The organism is Sulfurimonas sp. (assembly GCF_028713515.1).
Taxonomy (GTDB): Bacteria; Campylobacterota; Campylobacteria; order Campylobacterales; family Sulfurimonadaceae; genus Sulfurimonas.
Map to the genome: position 1 here is coordinate 97,754 of NZ_JAQTOD010000002.1, position 22,712 is coordinate 120,465.

At 36.8% G+C, this 22,712-nt stretch carries 18 protein-coding genes; 5 read left to right on the forward strand and 13 right to left on the reverse strand.

Features of this window, described 5'->3' with window-relative positions:
• Positions 1-46: 46 nt before the first annotated feature.
• Positions 47-1,291, forward strand: a complete 1,245-nt coding sequence (locus PHV22_RS04670) for a diguanylate cyclase (protein WP_295022144.1) — start codon at positions 47-49, stop codon at positions 1,289-1,291.
• Here PHV22_RS04670 and PHV22_RS04675 read toward each other — a convergent pair.
• Genes PHV22_RS04675 through PHV22_RS04695 form a run of 5 tightly spaced genes read right to left on the reverse strand, consistent with a single transcriptional unit; the run spans position 1,288 to position 7,578 of the window.
• Positions 1,288-2,424, reverse strand: coding sequence for a VWA-like domain-containing protein (locus PHV22_RS04675; RefSeq protein ID WP_299946091.1), 1,137 nt, complete (start codon positions 2,422-2,424; stop codon positions 1,288-1,290). The two genes, PHV22_RS04670 and PHV22_RS04675, sit on opposite strands and share 4 nt — an antisense overlap.
• 16 nt (positions 2,425-2,440) lie before the next feature.
• Positions 2,441-2,959 (reverse strand): ferritin-like domain-containing protein, encoded by a 519-nt coding sequence (locus tag PHV22_RS04680; protein ID WP_295022140.1) that lies wholly within the window; start codon positions 2,957-2,959, stop codon positions 2,441-2,443.
• A 53-nt stretch (positions 2,960-3,012) separates the two neighbouring features.
• The gene (locus PHV22_RS04685; RefSeq protein ID WP_295022138.1) at positions 3,013-5,490 is read right to left on the reverse strand and encodes a GIY-YIG nuclease family protein; all 2,478 of its coding nucleotides are present in this window, start codon (positions 5,488-5,490) and stop codon (positions 3,013-3,015) included.
• Positions 5,490-6,992 carry an Eco57I restriction-modification methylase domain-containing protein gene (locus PHV22_RS04690; protein ID WP_295022136.1) on the reverse strand — a complete coding sequence of 501 codons (1,503 nt, stop codon included), beginning with the start codon at positions 6,990-6,992 and terminating at the stop codon, positions 5,490-5,492. Before PHV22_RS04690 ends, PHV22_RS04685 begins: the two co-directional genes overlap by 1 nt.
• Positions 6,982-7,578 (reverse strand): DNA methyltransferase, encoded by a 597-nt coding sequence (locus tag PHV22_RS04695; protein ID WP_295022134.1) that lies wholly within the window; start codon positions 7,576-7,578, stop codon positions 6,982-6,984. Before PHV22_RS04695 ends, PHV22_RS04690 begins: the two co-directional genes overlap by 11 nt.
• Before the next feature lie 152 nt (positions 7,579-7,730).
• Between PHV22_RS04695 and PHV22_RS04700 the strand changes: the two genes are divergently transcribed.
• A complete protein-coding gene (locus PHV22_RS04700) occupies positions 7,731-7,916 on the forward strand; it encodes a hypothetical protein (protein ID WP_295022132.1) in 186 nt (61 codons plus the stop codon).
• 173 nt (positions 7,917-8,089) lie between these two features.
• Positions 8,090-10,594, forward strand: coding sequence for a cation-translocating P-type ATPase (locus tag PHV22_RS04705; RefSeq protein WP_295022130.1), 2,505 nt, complete (start codon positions 8,090-8,092; stop codon positions 10,592-10,594).
• Here the strand turns inward: PHV22_RS04705 and PHV22_RS04710 are convergent.
• Both PHV22_RS04710 and PHV22_RS04715 read right to left on the reverse strand, forming a co-directional pair.
• Positions 10,579-11,574, reverse strand: coding sequence for a MoxR family ATPase (locus PHV22_RS04710; RefSeq protein ID WP_295022129.1), 996 nt, complete (start codon positions 11,572-11,574; stop codon positions 10,579-10,581). The genes PHV22_RS04705 and PHV22_RS04710 overlap by 16 nt on opposite strands.
• Entirely contained in the window at positions 11,571-12,746 is a 1,176-nt protein-coding gene (locus PHV22_RS04715; protein ID WP_295022128.1) for a hypothetical protein, read from the reverse strand. The genes PHV22_RS04710 and PHV22_RS04715 overlap by 4 nt, the downstream gene beginning before the upstream one ends.
• A 101-nt stretch (positions 12,747-12,847) precedes the next feature.
• On the opposite strand from PHV22_RS04715, the gene PHV22_RS04720 reads away from it, so the two are divergent.
• Positions 12,848-13,978 (forward strand): multiheme c-type cytochrome, encoded by a 1,131-nt coding sequence (locus tag PHV22_RS04720; RefSeq protein ID WP_295022127.1) that lies wholly within the window; start codon positions 12,848-12,850, stop codon positions 13,976-13,978.
• Between the two features lie 45 nt (positions 13,979-14,023).
• The gene (locus tag PHV22_RS04725; RefSeq protein ID WP_295022125.1) at positions 14,024-14,347 is read left to right on the forward strand and encodes a hypothetical protein; all 324 of its coding nucleotides are present in this window, start codon (positions 14,024-14,026) and stop codon (positions 14,345-14,347) included.
• A gap of 48 nt (positions 14,348-14,395) precedes the next feature.
• Here PHV22_RS04725 and PHV22_RS04730 read toward each other — a convergent pair whose 3' ends face one another.
• The 6 genes from PHV22_RS04730 to PHV22_RS04755 form a co-directional block, all read right to left on the reverse strand.
• Positions 14,396-15,421: a dipeptide epimerase gene (locus PHV22_RS04730; protein WP_295022123.1), complete on the reverse strand. Its 1,026-nt coding sequence runs from the start codon at positions 15,419-15,421 to the stop codon at positions 14,396-14,398.
• Positions 15,418-16,551 carry a DUF819 family protein gene (locus tag PHV22_RS04735; protein ID WP_295022121.1) on the reverse strand — a complete coding sequence of 378 codons (1,134 nt, stop codon included), beginning with the start codon at positions 16,549-16,551 and terminating at the stop codon, positions 15,418-15,420. Before PHV22_RS04735 ends, PHV22_RS04730 begins: the two co-directional genes overlap by 4 nt.
• Positions 16,544-17,209 carry a peptidoglycan recognition family protein gene (locus PHV22_RS04740; protein WP_299946100.1) on the reverse strand — a complete coding sequence of 222 codons (666 nt, stop codon included), beginning with the start codon at positions 17,207-17,209 and terminating at the stop codon, positions 16,544-16,546. The genes PHV22_RS04735 and PHV22_RS04740 overlap by 8 nt, the downstream gene beginning before the upstream one ends.
• A 99-nt stretch (positions 17,210-17,308) precedes the next feature.
• Positions 17,309-20,371, reverse strand: a complete 3,063-nt coding sequence (locus tag PHV22_RS04745; RefSeq protein WP_299946104.1) for a CusA/CzcA family heavy metal efflux RND transporter — start codon at positions 20,369-20,371, stop codon at positions 17,309-17,311.
• A complete protein-coding gene (locus PHV22_RS04750) occupies positions 20,368-21,429 on the reverse strand; it encodes an efflux RND transporter periplasmic adaptor subunit (RefSeq protein WP_295022116.1) in 1,062 nt (353 codons plus the stop codon). Before PHV22_RS04750 ends, PHV22_RS04745 begins: the two co-directional genes overlap by 4 nt.
• Complete coding sequence (locus tag PHV22_RS04755; RefSeq protein ID WP_299946107.1) at positions 21,426-22,613, reverse strand: TolC family protein; 1,188 nt, start codon at positions 22,611-22,613, stop codon at positions 21,426-21,428. The genes PHV22_RS04750 and PHV22_RS04755 overlap by 4 nt, the downstream gene beginning before the upstream one ends.
• Positions 22,614-22,712 lie beyond the last annotated feature (99 nt).

The window sequence follows — 22,712 nt, forward strand, 5'->3', positions numbered from 1 at the left end:
AAAAATGGTAAAATTTTTGACCAATACAATTTAGGAATCAAAAAAAATGGAAAGAATTTTAATAATCGAAGACAACAAAACGCTAGCAAAATTAATGGCAAAAAAAATTAGTTCCGAACTTAGTCTAGAAGTTGATATCGCACACTCTCTTTCTGAAGCAAAACTCTTTACAAAAAAATATAGTTATTTTTTAATACTTACTGATTTAAATCTACCTGATGCTCCAAATGGCGAAGTTGTTGATTATATTTTAGAAAAAAACAATCGTGTTATAGTTTTAAGTGGCAATATAGACAAAGAGTTTAGAAAAAAGATGCTTCAAAAAAATATTATAGATTATGTAAATAAGGGTGGAGTGGATGATGTTAACTATATTATTCAGTCTATAAAAAGGCTAAAGAAAAATAAAAATCATAAAATATTGGTTGTTGATGACTCTCTCGTATTTAGAAAACAGATACAAGGTATGCTTGAAAATATGTTTTACAAAGTAATAACCGTAGCCCATGGAGAGGAAGCCCTTGGAATGATTCACTCAAATCAAGATATAAGTCTAGTTTTAACAGACTACAATATGCCAGTTATGAACGGATTAGAGCTAACAAGAGAAATCAGAAAGGAGCATAACAAAAACGATGTTGGCATTATTGCCATCTCCTCTGACTCTGACGATGAAACAACTGCTATATTCTTAAAAAGTGGTGCGAACGACTACATCAAAAAGCCTTTCTCCAAAGAGGAGTTTTCATGTCGCATAAACAACTCTATAGAAGCTCTTGAGAATATTCAAATCATAACAAATCATACAAATAGAGATTTTTTAACAGGTCTTTATAATAGAAGATACTTTTATGAAAATATTGATGGGTACTTTAAAAAAGCAGTGGATGAGAATGAGAAGTTTGCCATTGCTATAATAAACATAGATAACTTCAAAAAGATTAGTGACACATTTGGTCATGATGCCGCAGATAGCGCTATAGTTAGCCTAGCTGATGTCCTAAGAGCAACCATAAATCCGGATGATATGGTCGCTAGATTCAATAGCGAAGAGTTCTGTGTCGTACTAAAGAACACAACCGAAGATGAAATCCTTGAAAAGCTTGAAGAGCTAAAAACAAATGTGCAAAATCACACAACAACCACAAGTAAAAATGAAAAAATAAACTTCACAATATCTATCGGCGCTGTCTTAAACCGCGAAGATACACTAGATGAGACGATTGGCAAAGCGGATATGCTACTATACAATGCAATGCAAAACAGCACGAACCAAGTTGTACACGACTAATCAATCACCAAAACAGTCCCAAATGGCGCGGTCGTATCTTTTGGAGATATCCATTTAACTTGGTATAACGGCTCTTTATCTGGAAAAATCCCATCTAAATCACTAAAATATAGTAGCAGATTTACATCATCGAGCTCTTTTTCCACAAACTCAAAAACTGCCCTAAAATCCGTTGCTCCACCACCAATTAAGTTTACTTCCAAAGTATCCCCGCTATAAAAAGTTGTATGGGAACGGATTTTATCATCGCAGACTAGAAGCTCTATCTGGTAGTTTTGAACTAAACTCATCATAAAATCTACTTCATTTAAAAAAGTGTTTAAAAGTTTCTCATCAACCGAGCCTGAACTGTCTACCGCAATCACAAGTTTAACTCTTTGACTAGTGGAAGATGGCAGGTAAACTCCCATATGCAAAAACTTTTTGCTCGGTGGCAAAAGAGTAAAATCATCTTTATGAAACCGCTCTAGCGCGACTTTTAGCTCATCTCGCCAATCTATCTTGCTGTTGTAAGAGAGATTGAAAAACCTGTTTATGCCCTTTGGAGCATCTCCTTTTTTTATCTCTGCGTCAAGTAACGCTAGGGCTTCCTCCATAAAAAGTTGCTCTTTTAGTCCGCCATTTTCACTCTCTTGAGGAGTTTTGTTTTTTTGTTCATCTTCATTTTGATTTTGCTCATCACTCTTTATGTCATCCTTATCATCAGCTTCATATTCGAGCTCATCTCTTAAAATATCCTCTTTGAGTTGCTCGTAAATCTCTTCTGCATAAAGTCCGACAAATCTTTTAGAGTAGTGCGCCTCATCTGGGCGAGAGAATCCATTTTCCACTAACATATCATTGATAGCGTAGTCGGTAGAGAGTTGCCAGAGCCAAGAACTTCTTTGACCTCGTCTGTTTTCATGAGAGAGTGAAGCGTGCATAGCGCCATTTGCAAAGATAAATTCCATCTCATCGAGGGTTAAACGGGCAAAAAAATCTTCGTTATACTCAAGCGTTTTTCCATTGCTTTTGGAAGCTTGAATATCGTTGTTTAAAATCAACTCAAGCTTAGATGCTATCACACCAAAAAATGGGTAATTTACTAGGAGTTTTGCTTTAGCTTGAGATATTTTTTGCTCTAAATGTATCACTTCCATCTATAAAAAACTAAACTGCTAAACTCTTTTTCAAATCCTGCACAAACTCAGTTATATCATCATGAAGTGTTTGCAAATCCTCTTCATGTCCCACTTCATCGCCCAAAATCTGGGAAACTATATCGTAGGTTACTATGTCTTTATTTTTTGTGAATTCAACTATGTTTGAGTAGGTTTTGATGGCGCACTGTTCACCATTTATAGCATCTTGAAGTATTGCCACAACATCAAAATTCTTAGGCTTATCATAACCGCAATTTGTCTGTTTCATCCACTCTTTTGGATGCAAAAGCGGCGTTCCGCCAAGCTGAATAATCCTATCCGCTATCATTGTAGCATGTCTTAGCTCATCCGCCGCATGCTGGTTCAACTCAACAATAGCAGCATCCTTCATAATGCCTTTAACAACTTTACTCTCAATAAAATATTGATAATAAGCCAACCATTCATCTGCATAAGCCCTATTAAGCAGCTCAACAAGTTCTTTGATATCTATGCCCTTAATAATCGAATTACCAACTCTAGCCATAACAAACTCCTGATGAAAATTTATATCATTATCGTACAACGAAATTGGTTAATCTACATTATTCCATCGTTTATTTCAGCTAATTCAGTCCTTGCCACAATAGCATCGTATCCGCCAACATATTCACTTAGTTTATCTCCACCAGCATAAGTCAAACTCCCCTCTTCAAATCTTTTAAAAGCGAAAATTGCAGAGTTCATAACTTGTGAATTAAAAACACCAATCTCAGCAAGAAGCTCAAAATCTTTAACTTTCAAACCTGTTACCTTTGTAAAAAGCTCAGGCTCAAGCTCCGTAATAACATCTTGAAGTGTCTCTTCGCGATTATCGGTCAAGTACATAAAAATAGGCACTCTAGTGGCAAATTTGATAAGCTTTTCTCTAAGAATTTTTTTAAATCCTTGATTCTCTTTTTTCTCTTTTTCTTCTTTTTGCGTAAGCTCACTTTTTTCTTTTTTGGCTTTGTTTAGTGCTTTTTCAGATGAGATAACTTTTTTTATATCCTTAGACAAACCTCTAAACGCTTCTATATTTTCTAAGGCATCCATAGCTATATCATTGTTTAAAAGTTTTTCAAGCGTCATATTGTCTACATTTACCAGTTGAGCACTTTGCCATCTTTTTGCAAGCATGGTTGAAGCTGTTCCTGAAGCTACTATGTCAAGCAATTCTCCTGCATTAAGTTCTGTCATTGAGTAGCCGTCATAACAAAGTACTGGTAAAAATTTTATAAACTCTTCTACTCTTTTTTCAGGACTACTCGTATCTTTTAAATCAAGTCTTGCACTATATTCAGAGATGAGCTGTAAAGCACGGTTTGGTGCAAAATCAAAAACATAACATATTGTTTTTAATATTTCAGATTTATTTGGTGATTTTTTATCTATATTTTTCACACTCCACGGTGTTTGTACACGAAATGCGGCTTGAAAATAGGTTTCTGGACTTGATGTATTGCGAAGCATAAAAATTCCACTCCATGGAGGCACGGAGACACCTGTTGTAAGTTTTCCACATGAAAGCGTTATTGTTTTTGTTTTCAGTGGATTTTTCATCGCTTTTTTTACAGGAGGTAAAGCTTTTTCTCCTATTCCTGCCCCCGCTCCAGCGGCAATTATTATATGATAATCATGATAAAATGTATTTACCTTGGCTTTAAGTAACTTGTCCATTGCAAAACATGAAGCCACAGAGGGCAAAAACCAAAAAGTATGCAATAGCGTATTCAAAAGTCTCGTATCCTCAAAGGGTATCGGCGGTTTTATTGCGTCACTTCCTGCTATCGGGTTAGCAGACATGTGTTGTCCTCTAATAAGATTAAGCCACTTTTGCACCTCATTTTCATACTTAAAAATTTCATTTTCTGCTTTGAAAAATTCACTCAAATCAAACTCGTTATTCTCTCCCTTGAGTGCTACCTCTCGTATATCTTCAGGCATTTGATAAGTCATGAGCGTCATTTGAGGTAAAGAAGCATAAGGGTTTTCACCTTGAAGCTTCTCATTCCAAAGAGTTTTTTCTCTTTGTTCATCTGAATAAGTCCAGTTAAATATCTGATCTTCCAAAAACTCCCCCGAAGAAACTGCACGAAACGGCGTGCCAGAAAGGTACAAAAAAGCATTTACACTTAGTGGAAAAACCTCTTCATTGAGCTCTTCATCTAAAAGTTTATCTTCATTTTTAAACTCTTTTTGCTCGCTCGGATCGCCATCATACAAGTCTCTTGCACTATCTCGCCATGACCCAAAATGATACTCATCTAAAATACAGCAATCCCAATCAGTCAAGTGTGCAGCTTCAAGTCTCTCTTTTATTTTTCCATCTTTTGTTTTGCCTAAAATGTCCTGAAATGAAGCGAACCAAACAAATGGTTTACTCTCATCTATGCCATCAAAACTCTCTCCACTTCCGATAAACTGCCAACCATCAAAATCTACATGTGAAGCCAAATCTTCTCTCCATGCATTTTGTACAGCTGGCTTATAAGTAAGTACCAAAATCTTTGTCCATCCCATGTTGAGAGCTAATTGATAGCTTGCAAATGTTTTTCCAAATCGCATTTTTGCATTCCACAAAAAGTGTGGAGCTTTTTTCTCTTTTGATTTTGAATATCTGTCAAAATATTCACTTGTTACTCTTACTGCTTCGGCTTGTTCTGGTCTCATGGGAAAGTTTGATGCTCTTGTTTGTTGCACTGTTGTGTTGGATTTTATCTCATTGATAACACTTTTTATATCTTTGACATTGCATTTAAACCACTCGCCATTAACCCTCTCAAAACCTTTTTGTTCCAATCTTCTATGCACTTCATGGTCGTCAAAAAATAGATCATTATCATCTACGGCAACTTCATCTAAGAGTATCTCATAAGGATTTTTATGTGGAGATTTTGTAGGAAACTGTTCAGAGATTCGCACATCAACATCTCTGGTGGTATAGCCAATTTTCAGAAATCCTTTGTGTTTAAATTCTGGTGTTGTATAGGCATAGATTTTTGGCTTTACAGGAGCGGCGATGTTCTCTTTTGCCATTACAACATCTCCTTAATCATGCTCTCTATAAAAGCTATCTCATCTTTTGTAAGTGCATATCTTTCATAAAGTTTTTTATCGCTCCACTCTATTTTCATATCTAGTTTTGGAACAAATATAAGAGTCTTTGATGGCATATCTTGAGTAGATTTGATCAAAGAGATTAAAAACCTTACAAATTTTGTTTTTAGATATTTTTCTAGATTTAAGGCTTTTTCAATATTATCATAATAGCCTGCCACTAAATATGTTTCAGTACATACTGAATTTGGTTCAACAAAAAAAGGTTTTCCTATGATTTGATGAGGATAACCTTCACCTGCACCGTATGCTTTTGATATTAAAACTTTATACATATCTATCCACTCATTATTTTTTACAATGTGTACTGGATTAACATAACCAATAAATTTATTGCCATATATCTTATAATGTCCATCAATTTTTTTAGTTGTTATAGTTTTAAAATTTGTTGGTAAACCAAATGGTTTTCGTGAAGAAACTTGTGTATCTAAAGTTACTTCATTTTTACTCTTTACTTTATTTAGAATTGAAATTGCTTCATTAAATCTTACAAAAACATCATTTTCATTGAGTGCCCTTTGCATAGGCAATAGTGCGGTACCATTGGATATTGTCCTCACATTACAATCGCCATTATGATTTTTATCCCAGAGAAAATAACAAACACCGCCTTTAATTTCTACTCCTGGAAAACACTCACTTGCATTTGGATAATCTACAAGTTCTTTGATGCGTTTGTCATTGAGCATTGACTCTCTAAAACTATCAAGCCCTTTTCCACCAGCAAACCAACGGCTTGGGATAATCATTGTGAGATATTTTGGATTCATAGCTTTTGCCTGTTCCACAAACCTATGATAAAGCGGTGAAGCACTTGCTCCATGTCCTCCATCTGAGAGTTGATACGGCGGATTCCCTACGATTACATCAAATTTCATATCTCTAAACTCCTCTTTCATCTCTTTATGTATAAATCTATAAGCGTGATTTTCCAAACTATTATCATCAAACACGCCTTTTACAGCTCCACAATAAACACATTTAGCATCTTTGTACTCATGTTGCGTATGCTTATAGATGATATTTCCATCTTTCTTATCCATTTTTACAACTGAAAACTCTGCATTGTCTGCATTTTTTGTGTAGTACAAACTTCGTCTTGAAATCAGCGATGTTATTTCAGTAATTGCCATCCCAAAAACCATATTTTTGTAAATATGCTCTTTTCTTTCTAGCTCATTTGGTATTTTTTCTTTTAATCCTTCTAAGAGTCTTTTTGCAATCTCTCGCAAAAATACGCCCGATTTTACACTTGGATCTAAAAACTTTATTTCAGGATTCAACCACAATTCTTGTGGTAACAAATCCAACATTTCAGCTACAATCTTTGGCGGAGTAAAAACCTCGTCACTGCTTAGGTTGGAGAGACAATCAAGTATATCTGGAGTGTGTGAACCTGTAATATTGCTAACCAACATAATCTAGCTCCAAATACTTTGTAATCATATGTTCTTGAATAGGTCGCAGTTTGAAAAGATAGCTGTTTTGCATACTCAAATCACGAAACAAAAACTCTCTTCTTTTGAAAAAGTAGAGTTTAGGGGATGTAAATTCTGTAAAGATTATGTTGTTTTGAGGGTTAAGCGTGTCGCCTACTTGAATATTTTTGTTTAACACAAAATCTACACTTTTATAAAATCCGCTATATGGCTTTTTTGTGTTTTGTGAAAAGGAGTAGTGTTCTATGACAAGAGCATGAAGTCTGGCTTTTGCTTCATTTATATTCTCTTGGCAAATATCAATTCCATAAATGTTTGCAAGTGATTTTATAGTGTAAAATTCAAAATCTTGCTGTTTTTTATATTTACTAGTTACTGTGTGGAGCTTGCGTTTGAGTATCTCTACTAAAAAATTCCCATTTCCACATGCAGGTTCCAAATATCTGGTCTCAATCTTTTCAGAGAAATTTTTTGTAAGGTCAAGCATAGCATGTACTTCTCGCTCACTCGTATAAACCTCCGCTAAATCCCTAACACGCTCTTTTGATTTTGTTTGTGGAGTCATTATTCCCTCTTTTTTAATAATTACAAGTAATTATTGCAGAGCAAATTATACATACATAGAATTATTACTTGTTTAAATATATTTAAATGGAATAATTCTAATGTTGTTTTATCATCAAGAGACTTGTAAGTTGCTTCTTAAAAAGGTAATTTATGACAAAAAGAGATATTGCAGGATTTTTAAATGTGGATATTAAAACGCTCTATAATTGGGAAAAATTCAAGCCAAACCTCTACGAAACAGTTATGAAAGGTTTAGCTTTTGACGAAATAGTAGAAGCTCAGAAAGAGAGTTATGAGAAGGCGAAAGAGTTGCAAAATAGATATAAAAAACTTTAAGATTTGACAACAACTTAAAATGAATATTTAAGCTCTAAGTTTATACAGATATCTGTTATTTTTATTCAAAGAATTTGGTGTAGGTCATGTTTTGTATTGATTAAATATACTCAATTTATAAGTTGGAATTTTTTCTAATCTAAAATTATCTAGACTTTGTAGTACAATTGTGCATGAACGAAAATAAACTACCTCATGGTCTTAGCGCTGTCGAAGCACTTCAAAGACGCAATAAAGAAGGTTTTAATGAGCTAGAGATAAAACATAACCGCTCTACTTTTAAGATAATTCTTGAAGTTGTGCGTGAGCCGATGTTTCTGCTTCTGTTGTCTGCCGGAGGGATTTATCTCATCATGGGGGATGCTCATGAAGCCGTTATCTTGCTGGGATTTGTCTTTGTCATTATGGGAATTACTATTATTCAAGAGAGACGAACAGAAAAAGTCCTTGAGGCACTTCGTGATCTCTCTAGCCCTCGCGCTCTGGTTATTCGTGATGGAGTACAAATTCGAATATCAGGCAGAGAGGTTGTTCGTGGCGACACTCTTATCTTAAACGAGGGAGACCGCATCCCTGCAGATGGTTTCATTCTCTCCTCGCATGACCTTGCCGCTGATGAGTCTATGCTTAGTGGCGAATCAGTTGCTATTGCCAAATATGCCGATGATCCCTCAAACAACAAACTCTACGCTGGAACACTCACTATCAGAGGTCAAGCTATCATTGAAGTAACTGCCATCGGTGCACTTACTGAACTTGGAAAAATCGGTAAATCTCTGCAGAGTATCGAAAATGAAGCATCTCCTCTACAAAAAGAGACCGCTCTGCTAACCAAGCATCTTGCAATTGTTGGCATAGCTCTATGTTTTGTCGTAATTATTCTATTTGTTCTGTTTCGTGGAGGATGGCTAGAGGGAATATTGGCAGGTATTACACTTGCCATGGGAATACTTCCTCAAGAATTTCCCGTTATTATGATTATCTTCATGGCACTTGGTGCTAGGCGTATTGCACAGCATAATGTTCTCACTCGTCGTCTTAGCGCTATTGAAACGCTAGGTAAAACGACTGTTTTATGTGTTGATAAGACAGGAACTCTAACCAAAAATCAGATGGCGGTCGCCGCACTGGCGCTTAGGGATAAATTTTTAAGTATTGCTAATCTAGATGAGCTCCCTGAAGATTTTCATGAGATTGTTGAATATTGCATCCTAGCCAGCCAAACTGACCCTCATGATCCTATGGAAAAAGCTTTTTATACACTAGCAAATAGATATTTACTCCACACCGAGCATCTTCACTTTGATTGGAATCTAACTAAAGAGTATGAACTGGCTCCAGACCTCTTGGCTATGTCACATTTATGGCAGATTCAAAAGCAGCATCACCATCCGGTAGCAACTAAAGGAGCTCCTGAAGCAATTATTGACCTTTGTCATCTTGATGCTCAAAAAAGAGATGAAATTATGCAGCAAGTGGCAGCAATGGCGGATCAAGGGTTGCGTGTTCTGGGAGTAGCTAAAGCAGTTCATATTGGGGAAGAGTGGCCAGCCATCCAACATGACTTTGAATTTGAATTTTTAGGTCTTGTCGGGCTTGCAGATCCGTTGCGTGATGAAGTTCCACAAGCTGCAGTTGAGTGTCGCAGTGCAGGCATTCGCATCGTCATGATTACTGGTGACCATCCAAGAACCGCAAAAGCAATAGCTAAACAGGCAGGGATTGACTCAACAACCGTCATAACAGGGGCAGAACTAGAAACTCTCCATGGAGATGAATTGGCAGCTTGTATACAAAAAGCCTCTGTTTTTGCCCGTGTATCACCTCAGCAGAAATTACAAATAGTGGAAGCACTAAAAAGTAATGGCGAAATCGTTGCTATGACCGGCGATGGAGTCAATGATGCTCCAGCCCTTAAATCTGCTCATATTGGCATAGCTATGGGAAAAAGAGGAACAGATGTTGCCCGCGAGGCCGCCTCCCTTGTTTTACTAGAAGATAATTTTGGCGCCATAGTTGAGGCAATCAAACTTGGCAGACGCATCTTTAACAACCTGCGCCACGCTATGATTTATACAATCGCCGTGCATATTCCCATCATTGGGCTATCAATTCTCCCCATTATCTTTGGCTTGCCACTAGTTCTCGCACCGATTCATATTGTCTTTTTAGAACTGATTATTGACCCTGCATGTTCTGTTGTGTTTGAGGCAGAAGAAGCCTCAGCAGATATTATGGCACACCCTCCAAGACTCTCTCATGAGCATCTGATTTCATCAAAACATCTTATACTTAGTCTGCTGCAAGGTGGTCTTGCTGCCATCGCCGTTGCCCTGCTCTACTCGACATCACTGAGCGTCGGTGTCGATGTGGCAGAGGCTCGCGCCATGGCTTTTATAGCTCTCGCTAGTGCAAATACGGTTCTAATCTTTAACAGTCGATCACATGAGCACTCTTTTCGTCAATCATTTACCGCTGTTTCCACTATCGGCCTCTGGGTTATCTCCACTACACTCTTAAGCCTAATGGCCATCACCATAATGCCATCTATCGCTATCTACTTCTCATTTGCTCCACCGTCTCTGTCTAATTGGCTCATCGCCTTTGGTACAGGTATCAGCATGTTTGTTTTATTTGAAATAGTGAAAAAGGGTGTTTTATCTTATTCAAGTAGATAAGCAAACTTTTTAACCCATGCCCTAAAGAGTTCTGAGTGCTCCATATTTACGCCACTTCTTTGCAAGTCTTGAACTATCATGACGGCAAATTCACTTTTCATCTCCAGAGTGTATTTCAGCAGATTATCCAACTTCTCGTCACTTGCATCTCGCAAATATGCACTCACGAGTCCAACACAAAGAGCATAAAGCACATCAACCTCATCACTATATCTGCCGTTTCCATTTTCTAGAATATTTTGGATGTCAGGGAGCTTTGCACTAACTCTTCTAAATGCTAAAAAAGAGACTGCAACATCTTTGCCAACTGCTCCGCCTAATGTTTCCAAAAGTAGCTCTTTTGATATTTTACTTTTTAGTATACTATCTACAAACTCCCAGCTTCTCGGAGTTGCAAAACTTTTTGCATCACTCTTAGCGTCGAATGTGAACAGATGTTCATTTTTGTATGATATGTATGAGATAATGCTCTCATCAATCCCATTTTTAAATGCCCAAAACCGCCAATCTTGAACATCAACACTCATCTCAAAGTGAACAAATCTATTTGCTAGTGGACTTGGCATCCTGTAAGTTAACCCTCTGTCTCCCTCGCGGTTTCCAGCGGCAACTATTGCCCAACCATCAGGAAGAGAGTATTCGCCAATTTTTCTATCTAAGATAAGCTGATATGCTGAGGCTTGAACCGATGGTGCGGCGGAGTTTAACTCATCTAAAAACAAAATCCCCTCACCCTCTTTTGGCAAAAAAGCAGGAGGTGCCCAGAGTGCTGTATGTGACTCTTTATCATAAAATGGGATTCCTTTTAAGTCGGTTGGGTCCATAAGTGAGAGTCTTAAATCTATAAAACCAATTTTGCTATCTTTTGCTATCTGCTTAATGATGGAAGATTTTCCAATCCCTGGTGCACCCCATAAAAATGTTGGAACCCTCTGCTCTACCAAAGAGCCTATTATGCTTATTAACTCAGTCGCCTTCATACTTCCCATCCTATATTTTCTGTTTGGATATGTCTACCAAATCCAGCATTTGTTTTTACCGCTCTCTCATATCTGCTATCGAGCTGTAATTGGTATAAAATCTCTATCGGTGTATTTTCATTTTTTGCCAACTCTTCAAGATACTCACCATTTTTATATGCCGCTTGAAGTATCTCTGTAGGAGCTGCCTTGTTTGCATATATGCTCGATAGAATACTTTTATCTCTACTTTTTAAGAGCATATTTAAAATCTTTTGATGAAGATTATCATTAAGAGCCAAGGCACAATTTACTTTTTTATCGCCAAGAGCAAATAGCTCCTCTTGCATTTTTAAAGTTAGAGTTTCATTTAACGCCAAATCTATTTTTTGATTTTTGCAAAGAATAAAAAGTTCATCTGTTAATCTTATACTTTTTGCTACATTTTTTCCAAGTTCAACATCTCTTAAAAATTCCTCTACAAGAGACGGTTTCAAGTTTTCATTTAGTGAGAGAGCTTCTAGTACTCTAGGATTTTTTGCTTTCTTGAAAAAATACTCTTGCATCTCCTCGTCACACTCTGGGCTCATGGCAATTGCACACTCTATCTTAGGATGAAACTTTATAGGCTCAAGTAGTGAGATAGCCCTTAAAAGCACCGCACTTTTAGTCTGTCCGACAAGATGGAAAATACCCGTAGTTGCATACTGAACATTATGATTTCTCTCAATATTTTCATAAAAGCGTGATATTAGCGCGGCACTAACATCGCGGTTATCATCATTTTCAAAAAAATCTTCATTACTCCATGAGTACATCTTTAAAAGTCTAAAAAAAAGCTCATCGTTAAGGATTGGATTTTGTATAAAACTCTTTAGTCTCTCTCTGTTTTTGCTAAGTTTCAAGCTCATCAAAAGCGTATCCGCATCTATATGTTTTGCCAGCTCATTTTCCAAAACATCAATAGATATAAACTCTAAAGTAGCCGTCTTTCGCTCATAAAGTGCATCACTTTCATTTTGCTCATACGGCGTCATCATTCTGCCATCAACCACGAGTGCAACACTATCATCAACCTTGCTAACAAGCTTGATCTTATGAAACTTTAGTTGTGATTCAAACTCGTCACTACTAAAAGCACGACTTTTACCAAAAAGTAAAATTGATTTCTCTTTTAATTCTTTTAAATTCATGTTCAGATTGTATCATCAGCGCTCTTTTATAACACTAAACTTACTAAGTATTAAAAAAAATAAGTGTTATACTTTCAGATTAATACAACCAAAGGAAATTTATGAAAATTTTATCTCTACTTTTCACTCTAGCTTTTGCCCTTTTCGCAAATGACGGGGCACATGAATTTGCCCCAAGTAAGGATTGTCAAACTTGTCACACACAGATTTATGATGAGTATTATGGCTCCATGCACGCAAACTCTACACCAGACAAAGACGCCATACATAAAGTCATATGGGATAAACATCCACACAATACAAAACTTGAACAGTACTCTTGTGGGAAGTGTCATACTCCAGCGGCTAACAATCTAGACAAAATGTTAACAAAGGGTGAAAAGGCTATGCCAGATGTTAACAACAAAACACATCAAGAAGCCATCAGTTGTGCTTATTGTCACCGCATACAAGACATCGAGAAACATAAACAGAGCAATACAAATATTATGAGCAAAACTATGAAGAGTTATTTTAGTTCAAAAAGTAGCTCAGATATCTCAAAAGAGAATCTTAAAGAGTCCTCGTATCACAAGATTATAACAACACAAAACGAGCATTTTAAAAATGGAAATGTGTGCATCGGATGTCACTCACACAATGTAAATCAATTTGAGTTAAACATCTGCTCTACAAATGAAAACGAGGTAATGAACTATGCAAATTGCGTAAGTTGTCATATGCCAAAAGTAAAAGGGAGTGCTTCAACTGTAAATGATACAAAAACTCACTCATTCCATGGCTTTGCCGGAGCTCACTTTAACCACGAAATGCTAGAGAAGCATATTGTTATCTCTATACAAAAAAACAGTGATGACTTTAATATCTTTGTTGACAACCAAACATCACATGCTCTTTTAATGCACCCCCTTAGATTGGCTGTTTTAAAAATTAGCGTAGTAAGAGCAAATAAAACCATAGAGCTCGAAAAAGAGGTTTTCGTCAGAGTGATAGGCAAGGATGGAAAACCTGCGATGCCATGGGTTGCAAATGAAGTTATCAAAGACACAATGTTAAAAGCTAATGAAAAAAGAACTATTAACAGAGCTTTTAGAATCGAATCAGACGATAGGGTAGATGTTGTTCTTGGATACTTTCTAGTAAATCCAGTCGCGCTAGATTCTCTTGGCTTAAAAGAGAACAAAGCAGCAACAGAGTTTCATCTGCTTAAAAAAGAGAGTTTCAAGTTTTAGTTATATTTGGCTACAATGAACCAGTTTACATAAAGGAAAACTTATATGAAAAAAATTAATTTAATTCTTGCGTTAGTCACAACAGTGACTCTCTCTTTCGGTGGGGACATAGATGGGAATGCCGTACTAGGAAGTATGGTTGGAGCTGGTGTTGGTTCAGCTGTTGGTTCAGCTGTTGGCGGTAAAAATGGTGCTATCATCGGAGGTGGTGCAGGTGGTGCGTTAGGTGCGGCAGCTGGCTCTACTAAAAAAACTAACACATCCGAGAGAGTTGTCTATGAGGATGACGATCGTAGAGATAATAAACATCGCAAACACCACGACAATGGAAGACATAAAGGCTGGGATAAAAACGGTCACAACGACTAAACTTGCAACTATACAAAAATATCCTACTTGCTCCCTATGTGGGAGTGTTTACTTAAGTTTTATCTCACACCCATCAAACTCAAAATCTAACTCTTTTGGCATCTCTTTGTAAAGCAGAGGACTATCTAAATCTACATATTTTATAACATCTCTATAAGCTAAAGCTAAATGCAGTGCCACATTTATGGAGTATGGTCCCTCTAGCATCGAACCTAACATACAAGTGATGTTCTTCTCTCTTGCATATTCCAGAATCTCTATCGCTTTTGTGACTCCGCCACACTTCATGAGCTTAATGTTTATCATATCAGCACTATCAGACTCTATAACTTTTTTTACATCTTCAAGTGTGAAAACCGCCTCATCTGCTAGAATCGGGATGTACGAAGAAGCTGTTATGATTTTTAAACCCTCCAAATCATAGGCAACAACAGGCTGCTCTATAAACTCAACTTCAACATCACTCATAGACTCTATAAACCTCAGCGTATCTGCCCTGCTCCACGCCTGATTTGCATCTACTAAAATCTCTGCTTGAGGAAGCTCATGTGATATACTTCTTACAACTTCTATGGCATGTTCTATGTCGCTACCGACCTTTACTTTTAGCATCTCCATACCTGCTTTATAAGCATTTTTTGCATCTTGAAGCATAATGCTTGCCTCATTTAGGCTGATAGTAATATCTGTTTTTAGACTACTTAAATCTTTTGCACCAAAGTAGTCATAAAGAATTTTATGATTCTCTTTTGACAACAACTGCACAAACGACATATCAAGCGCAGCTTTAGCACTTGAGCCGATTTTTAGTTCTTTATGAAGAAGAGTAAGGGCATCTTTTAGGGAGAGATTTAGCAGAGAATCTTTTGCGCTATTTATTGAGTTTAAAATATCCTCAATCCCCTCTCCTGTTATAGCTTTTGTAGCAGGTGCCTCGCCAAACGCGCTAAAACCATTCTCGCACTCAACCAAAACTCTAACAAACTCAACTGTTGAAGTCTCTCGCAGAGCCGTTTTGAAAGGTGTTTTTAGCTCTATCTGCTTTATCTCTGTTGTTATTTTTACTATTTTCATTCTGCTATCCTAACTAAAATATTTCCTAAAATTATCCCACCGAAAGTTCCTATGACATAGCCCATTATTGCCATCAAAACACCGATCCCGACGAGTGCTCTGCTGTATGCTGCTGCCAAAATAGAAGCTGATGCAACTCCGCCTATACTTGCTAAACTTGCAACTGCAATACTAAAGAGGTTTAGTTTGAAGATTTTTGCTCCAATAACCATTATTGTGGCATGAATCACTAAGATACAAAATCCTGCGAAGATATATACTCCAACACCATTAAAATTTTGAAAAACTGCTTTTGAGCCAATTAAAGCCAGAAGAAGATAGAGCATTATTGTAGATGCTTCTCCAGAGCCATTCACAAACTTTAGTTTTGAAAATGAGCCAAAAATACCCAAAAGGGTTGCCAAAACAACTGTTGTGGTTGTGTAGTTTAGCAAGATAAAACCACTCTCTGCTATGAGGTTTACGGTATAAGCAACCATGAGAGAAAGCGAAATCAAAAGCCAATATTTTTTAACGCCGATAGCATAAACAGACTCAATTTTCTCTAGTCTTGCCATCTCTTCATATGAAGCTGTAAAAATGTTAAAGCGGTGGGCAAATGGTACCAAAAAGAGCAAAAACATAATCCAAATTGTGTAATTAAAACTATCAACTATAAGTGTGTATCCAAAAGCTTCCTGCGACACGCCAAGAGCCGAACCGACGGCTATCATGTTTGCTGTTCCACCAATCCAGCTTCCGCTCAACGCACCAAAAGAAGCTGCCATCTCTTTGTTAAAATCAAAAATCAAAGAGACAGAGATAAAAGCAACAAACAGTGAAAAAATTGCCAGTACATAGGCTATAAGTAAAGATTTGCCGAGTTTAAAAAAGTCTCTTAAATCAACTCGCAGCAGCATCAAAAAAAGCATAGATGGGAGCAGAATTTTTTGCAGATTGCTATAAACTTCATCTATATTTTTGTTTTGCTCAAACACTCCAATGCCAGCCAGAAACATACATGAGAGATAAATCATAACAACCACAGGAACAAATTTAAATACTTTTAGCTTGGTTTTTCTCTCCAGCAAAACAAACAACAAGACAACCAATGCAAGAGTAGCGAGATAGGCAAATGTGGAACTAATCATCTGTCTCTTTGGCACATAAAGCACCCTTGAATCCCTCTATCTTCTCTCTCACTTCTCTCATAAATCTCTTTGATGGGTCATCTTTATATGTCCTGTAGCCTCTATCTGCCTCGAGCCAAAGTGGGCTTTTCTCTAAGCACTTATACTCATAATGCCCTATCACATACTCAATTGTTGGGAATTTCTTCTTAAGCTCATTTATAAGCTCTATGTTTGCCTTAAGTTGCGCAGGAGTTAAGTTGTCTTTTGAGTGCGCACCACCAACATTTTCTATACCGATGGAGTTGTAGTTTAGCCCTATAACATGTCTTGCCATGATGTCAAGCGGCATCAACTGATGGATGGTTCCATCTTGCTCAACCATAAAGTGAGCGGAGACATTTACGCTTCCGCCTTTGGTGATTTCTGGTCTATCACTAGGAAGTGTTTGCGAGGTGAAACGAGATAGTGACTCGTTAAAATCGTCTATTGCAGTATGATGAATAACTATAATTTTTGGAACTATCTTGATGTTTTGAACATCTAGTTTGTAGTGCTCTTTTATGTATTGCTTTGTCAGTTCAACTCTTGTTTCACCAAAATTTATGGGCGTTTGTGTCATCTCAATGGCGCCAACTTGTAAGCAAAGTAGAACCGATAGTAAAATAGTTTTATACATCAAATATCCTCATCTAGGGTAGGAGTTTAACATATTGCTATTTTAAAGCTAATAAAGTCTAGGGTTTATTTTATCTTCAAACCCTAGGCATCTTGTATATTAATCTTTAAGTACAAACCTACGATAGAGTATAGGAAGCAAGATTAGAGTTAGAAATGTTGAAGAGACAAGCCCATTTACGACTACTATTGCTAACGGTTTTTGTATCTCAGAACCAGGGCCAGTTGCCAAAAGCATAGGAACAAGCCCGAGCGCTGCAATGAACGCAGTCATCAGAACTGGTCGAACTCTTCTTATTGCACCCTGTTTTACTACCTCTAGCGGATTATCAATCTTCTCTGCTAACTGATTAAAATAACTTACCATAACAATTCCATTTAAAACCGCAATACCCATCAGAGCAATAAATCCAACACTTGCAGGAATACTCATATACTCACTGTTTAGATAAAGCCCAATGATTCCGCCAATAAGCGCAAAAGGAATATTCATGATAATAAGAAACGCTTGAAGCGTTGACCTAAATGTAACAAGCAACAAAATAAAGATAAGCAAAATTGCAATTGGAATGACAATAGTCAATTTTTTAGAGGCTCTTTGTTGATTTTTATACTCTCCGGCATACTCTATAAAATATCCACTAGGAAGTTTTATCTCTTTTTCAATCTTTGTGCTAAGCTCATCAACAAAACCAACCAAGTCACGACCCTCTACATTTATCATAACTGAACTTTTTCTCATTGTGTTTTCATGCTCAACTTGAACTGCGCCTTGAGTCATTTTAAACTCAACAAGCTCATTTAACTCAACGCTTGAGCCATCTTTTAATATGTATTGAAGATTTGCATTTTGACTCATGCTTGTTCGCATCTCATTTGAGCCACTTATTACAAGAGGTATTCGTCTGAGTTCCTCTTGAATAATACCAACCTTAACTCCATCAACAACACTCTTTAGATAGGCGGAGAGCTCATCTCTGCTTACTCCATATCTTGACATCGCATCATCTTTAAAATTCAGCTCCCAGTAGGCAACCCCCTCATTGCTCTTCTTGTAAACATCGCTATTTCCCTTTATACTTTTTGCGATTTTTACTACATTTTTTGAGATACTATCAAGTTTCTCGCTCCCTTCGCCATATGTTTTTACAACAATATCTCCCCTTGAACCGCTCAGCATTTCCGATATTCTCATCTGAATCGGCTGAGTAAAACTATACTTAACCCCTATAAATTCATCGAGTACTTTGCGGATTCTCTCCAATAATACCTCTTTTGATGGATTGCGCCACTCCTTTTTTGGCTTTAGAACTAAAAATGTATCTGTCTCATTTAGTCCCATAGGGTCTAGTCCTATTTCATCACTTCCACTACGAGCGACAATTGAGATTATTTCCGGTACATCTCGCATAAGAGCTTTTTGAATTTTTGTATCAATCTCTCTGCTTGCTTCAAGAGAGATAGATGAGCTCTTTTCAACACTGATTATAATGTTACCCTCATCAAGATTTGGCATAAATGTTTTGCCGACCTGCGTAAAAGCCCCGATTGTTGCTATCCACAAAATCAGCACTGCAATAAAAATATGTTTCTGATGAGACAGCGCATAATCAAGAACAATTCCATAATTTTTCTCTAAAAAAAGCACAATAGCAGACTTCGCATGAGTCTCTTGCTTTAAGACATACAGACTCACAATTGGTATAAATGTAAGTGTGAGCAACAGCGAAGCAGCAAGAGCAAAAACTACACTTAACGCAACTGGAACAAATAGTTTTCCCTCTAAGCCCTCAAGCGTAAGAAGAGGTAAAAAAACTATGATTATGATTAGCACGCCGATAAAAATTGAGTTTGAGACCTCTTTTGCGGACTCTAAAACAACACTATATTTTGGAATATTTTTATATCTCTCACTCTGGAGTCTCTCACTTATATTCTCAACCATAACAACACTTGCATCAACAAGCATTCCAATGGCAATAGAAACCCCGCCCAAACTCATAAGATTAGCACTTATTCCAAAATAATCCATAGAGATAAATGTCATCAAAATTGCAAACGGAAGTATGATTGCAACATTAAAAGATGCCCTAAAGTTTCCTAAAAAAACATACAATATTATAACTATCAGCAAAAGTGCCTCTAAAAGCGCTTTTGCTACTGTATTTATAGCTTTTCCAACTAGATCGGAGCGGTCATAAAATATCTCTATTTTTGTACCTTTTGGCAAATCTTTTTGTATCTTTTGAATTTCCGCCTTTACATTTTTGAGCAGTAACGAAGCATCAACACCCTTTCTTGCAAGAATCAAGCCCTCAACAGCCTCGCCTTTTCCGTCTTTTGTTACAAATCCAGAGCGAACAAGCGAACCTATCTCAACGCTACTCACATCAGAGATTCGTATGTTTGCTCCACCGTCTTGCTTGATAATCAGATTTGAAATTTCATCTATATTTTTTACTCTTCCCTCAGAACGCACAAATAGACTCTGCTCTCCAAGCGAAAGCCTTCCAATACCATCATTTTGGTTATTTTTGATGATAGTATCTTGAAGATTTTGCATCGTAATGCCATGTTGCTTCATCTTAAGATAGTCTGGGATTATCTCATAGCTTTTTACAAATCCGCCAAGAGCATTAACTTCAGCAACTCCGTCAATAGGACGAATTCTCTTGTTTATTACCCAATCAAGTAGAGTTCTTTTTTCTGTTAGACTTAGCGTTTTTGACTCCACGCTAAACATCAAAACTTCACCAAGCGGAGTCGTAATTGGTGCCAATCCACCACTTATGCCAGAAGGCAGATCATCCATTGCTTCGCTAAGCTTTTGTGCAACTTGTGCCCTCGCCCAGTAGATATCAACCCCATCCTTAAAATCAATCGTAATATCACAAATACCATACTTCGACAAAGAACGAGTTACTGTCTGATTTGGTATATTTTGCATATTCTGCTCAATCGGAACCACTACACGAGACTCTATTTCAGCTGGAGTCATTCCAGAGGATTTCAATATAATTTTTACCTGATTTGGTGACACATCTGGATACGCATCAACGGGCAACCTTGTAATAGAGTAGATACCAAAAGCAATAATAATCAAAGAGACAATAAGTATAAAGACTCTCTGAGATAGTGCAAAAGTGACTAATCTTTCACTCATCTCGTGCTCTCTAATGCGCTATGAAGAGCAGAAGTTGAGCTTATGGCTAGCTCATCACTCTCTTTTAGATTTGAATCTACAATATAACTATCTGCTTCTTCACTAATAATTTTTACCTCTACGGCATCAAAACCAGATGTAACTCTCTTAAAAACCAAAGATCTACTTCCATCAAACACTAAGGCACTTTTTTTAATCTTGAGAGCTCGTTTTATAACTTTTGATATAGTGACTCCATAGATTCTGTTTATCAAAACATCTCCACTCTTTTCAATCACCGCCCTTACTTGAACTGATTGTGATGAACCATTAACTACATTTGAGATGTTGACAATTTTGGCACTATACTTATCAAAAGAGCAGATGTCGCCACGAGATAAATTCTGCGAAACCCTCAAAGGTACACTCATCTCTATAAATCTTTGTCCAACTCCATTTATTGTTAAAATTGGGCTTTGTGGCATAATAATTCCGCCAGTATTTATGTTGATTTTATCCACAAATCCATCTCTGGGTGCCACAATACTTATCTCAGCAATAGGCATATGTGTTTTTTGCAACCTAGCAAAAAGTGCCGCTGTAAAACCACTTTGAAGAAGTTGATTTTTACTCATGTTCACTCTCAAATCACTACTTTGTTTCTCGCTTTGTGAGCTAAGAACCCTTTTTTGCGCAATAACTCCATCACTATAAAGTTTTAGATCTCTATTATAAATTCTATCTACACTTTGACTCTGAATTTGTGCCTCAAGATAATCTTTTTGAAGACTCAAAAGCTCACTAGAGCGAATCGAGAGAAGTTTTTGACCTTTTTTTACAAAATCAAACTCTCTAACATATATAGCAGACGCTACTGCTTGTATGTTTGAACTGACAAGCAAAATATCTTTTTTATCCAGAGTTACACTCCCATTATATGGTCCATATAAAATATTATTAACTCTCTGCACAACCTCACTTTTCACTCCCAGATCACTCTGCTGTTTTTGTGTAATAACAACACTCTTTGCTCCAAATAGTGATAGATTTATTAAAATTAAACTAACTATTATTCTCATATTATTTCTCCAAATTCTTTGTCGGCTACTTTATAGAGCTCAAACAGCTCTTTATAGTAACTTTTTTTTATCTCTAACATTTCCAACATATTTTCTGAATAAGAGCGACTAGCATCTATGTACTCCAAAATCATCCCCTCACCCTCATCAAGTGCTATTTTTGAGAGTTTTACCAACTCTTCGCTAAGAGGTATCACCTCATTTTTCAGATTATAATGCTCATTATAGAGCGTTTTGATGCGTATCTGAAGTGATTTTGACGATAGTTCTATCTCTTTTTTTAATGACTCTTTCTGTAAGCCAATCGACGATGAGTGATTGAGATACTTTGTTCTCGCTTGTTCTTTTTGCGCCGTCAGTGAACTAAGAGGGATACTTATGCCAACTGCATATCTTTTTGTGTCAAGTTCATCAGCAAATGAAGCAAAGTATCCAATAGAGCTAAGCGGTGCACTATAAACATCATAAGAGGCAAGGGAAGATTTCTGTTGAAACTCTAAATCTTTTATCTCATCATGCTCATCAATATTTCCAAGCTTTACATCTTCCGTTAGATTTAGAAGGTCACTACATGAGAGGCTGTTTATCTCTATATTCTCAGCACTCTGTTGCAGTGATGAGAGCTCTTGAAGATACTCTCTTTTGTAGCCATTAGTTTTTTTACTCAACTTTACCAAATCTAGCTTATTAAAAAGCATATCTTTTTTAGAAACCTCTCCTAGCTCATAAGCTTTTTTAACCTTAGCAAATCTCTCATTTTGCATAGAAAGAAGCATAGCGGCACTCTCTTGCATCTCCTTCGCAACACAAGCGCTATGATACTTTGACGCAACCTCCAATGATGCAATGTGCATATCATGAACTGCTGCTTGTTTAAATGATTTTGTTGCAAAGTCAGTTGCATTTTTCTTACTGCCAGAGGAAAAAGGGTGGGATATATTTTGTGAAAATATAACTGTATATTCGCTCCCACTTCTTTGTGTATCTTTTGCATGAGCAACTGTTGCTCCTAACGATGGAGCATCATACGAGAAGAGCAGTTCATTGTTGGCTATCTCCGAATCTCGCTTAGCTTTTATGGAATTTATCTTTTTGCTTTTAGCTAGTGAGTCTAAAATCTCCTGCAGATTTTGAGCATACACACTAACAGCCATCGATAAAATTAGAAATATTTTTAATCTCATTATGAGCCTTTATTATGATCTGTTTGTATTAACTGATTTTTATAACTGTGACTAAAATAGCATTAAAGCGATATTTAGTATTTTATATTAGAGGGGGGT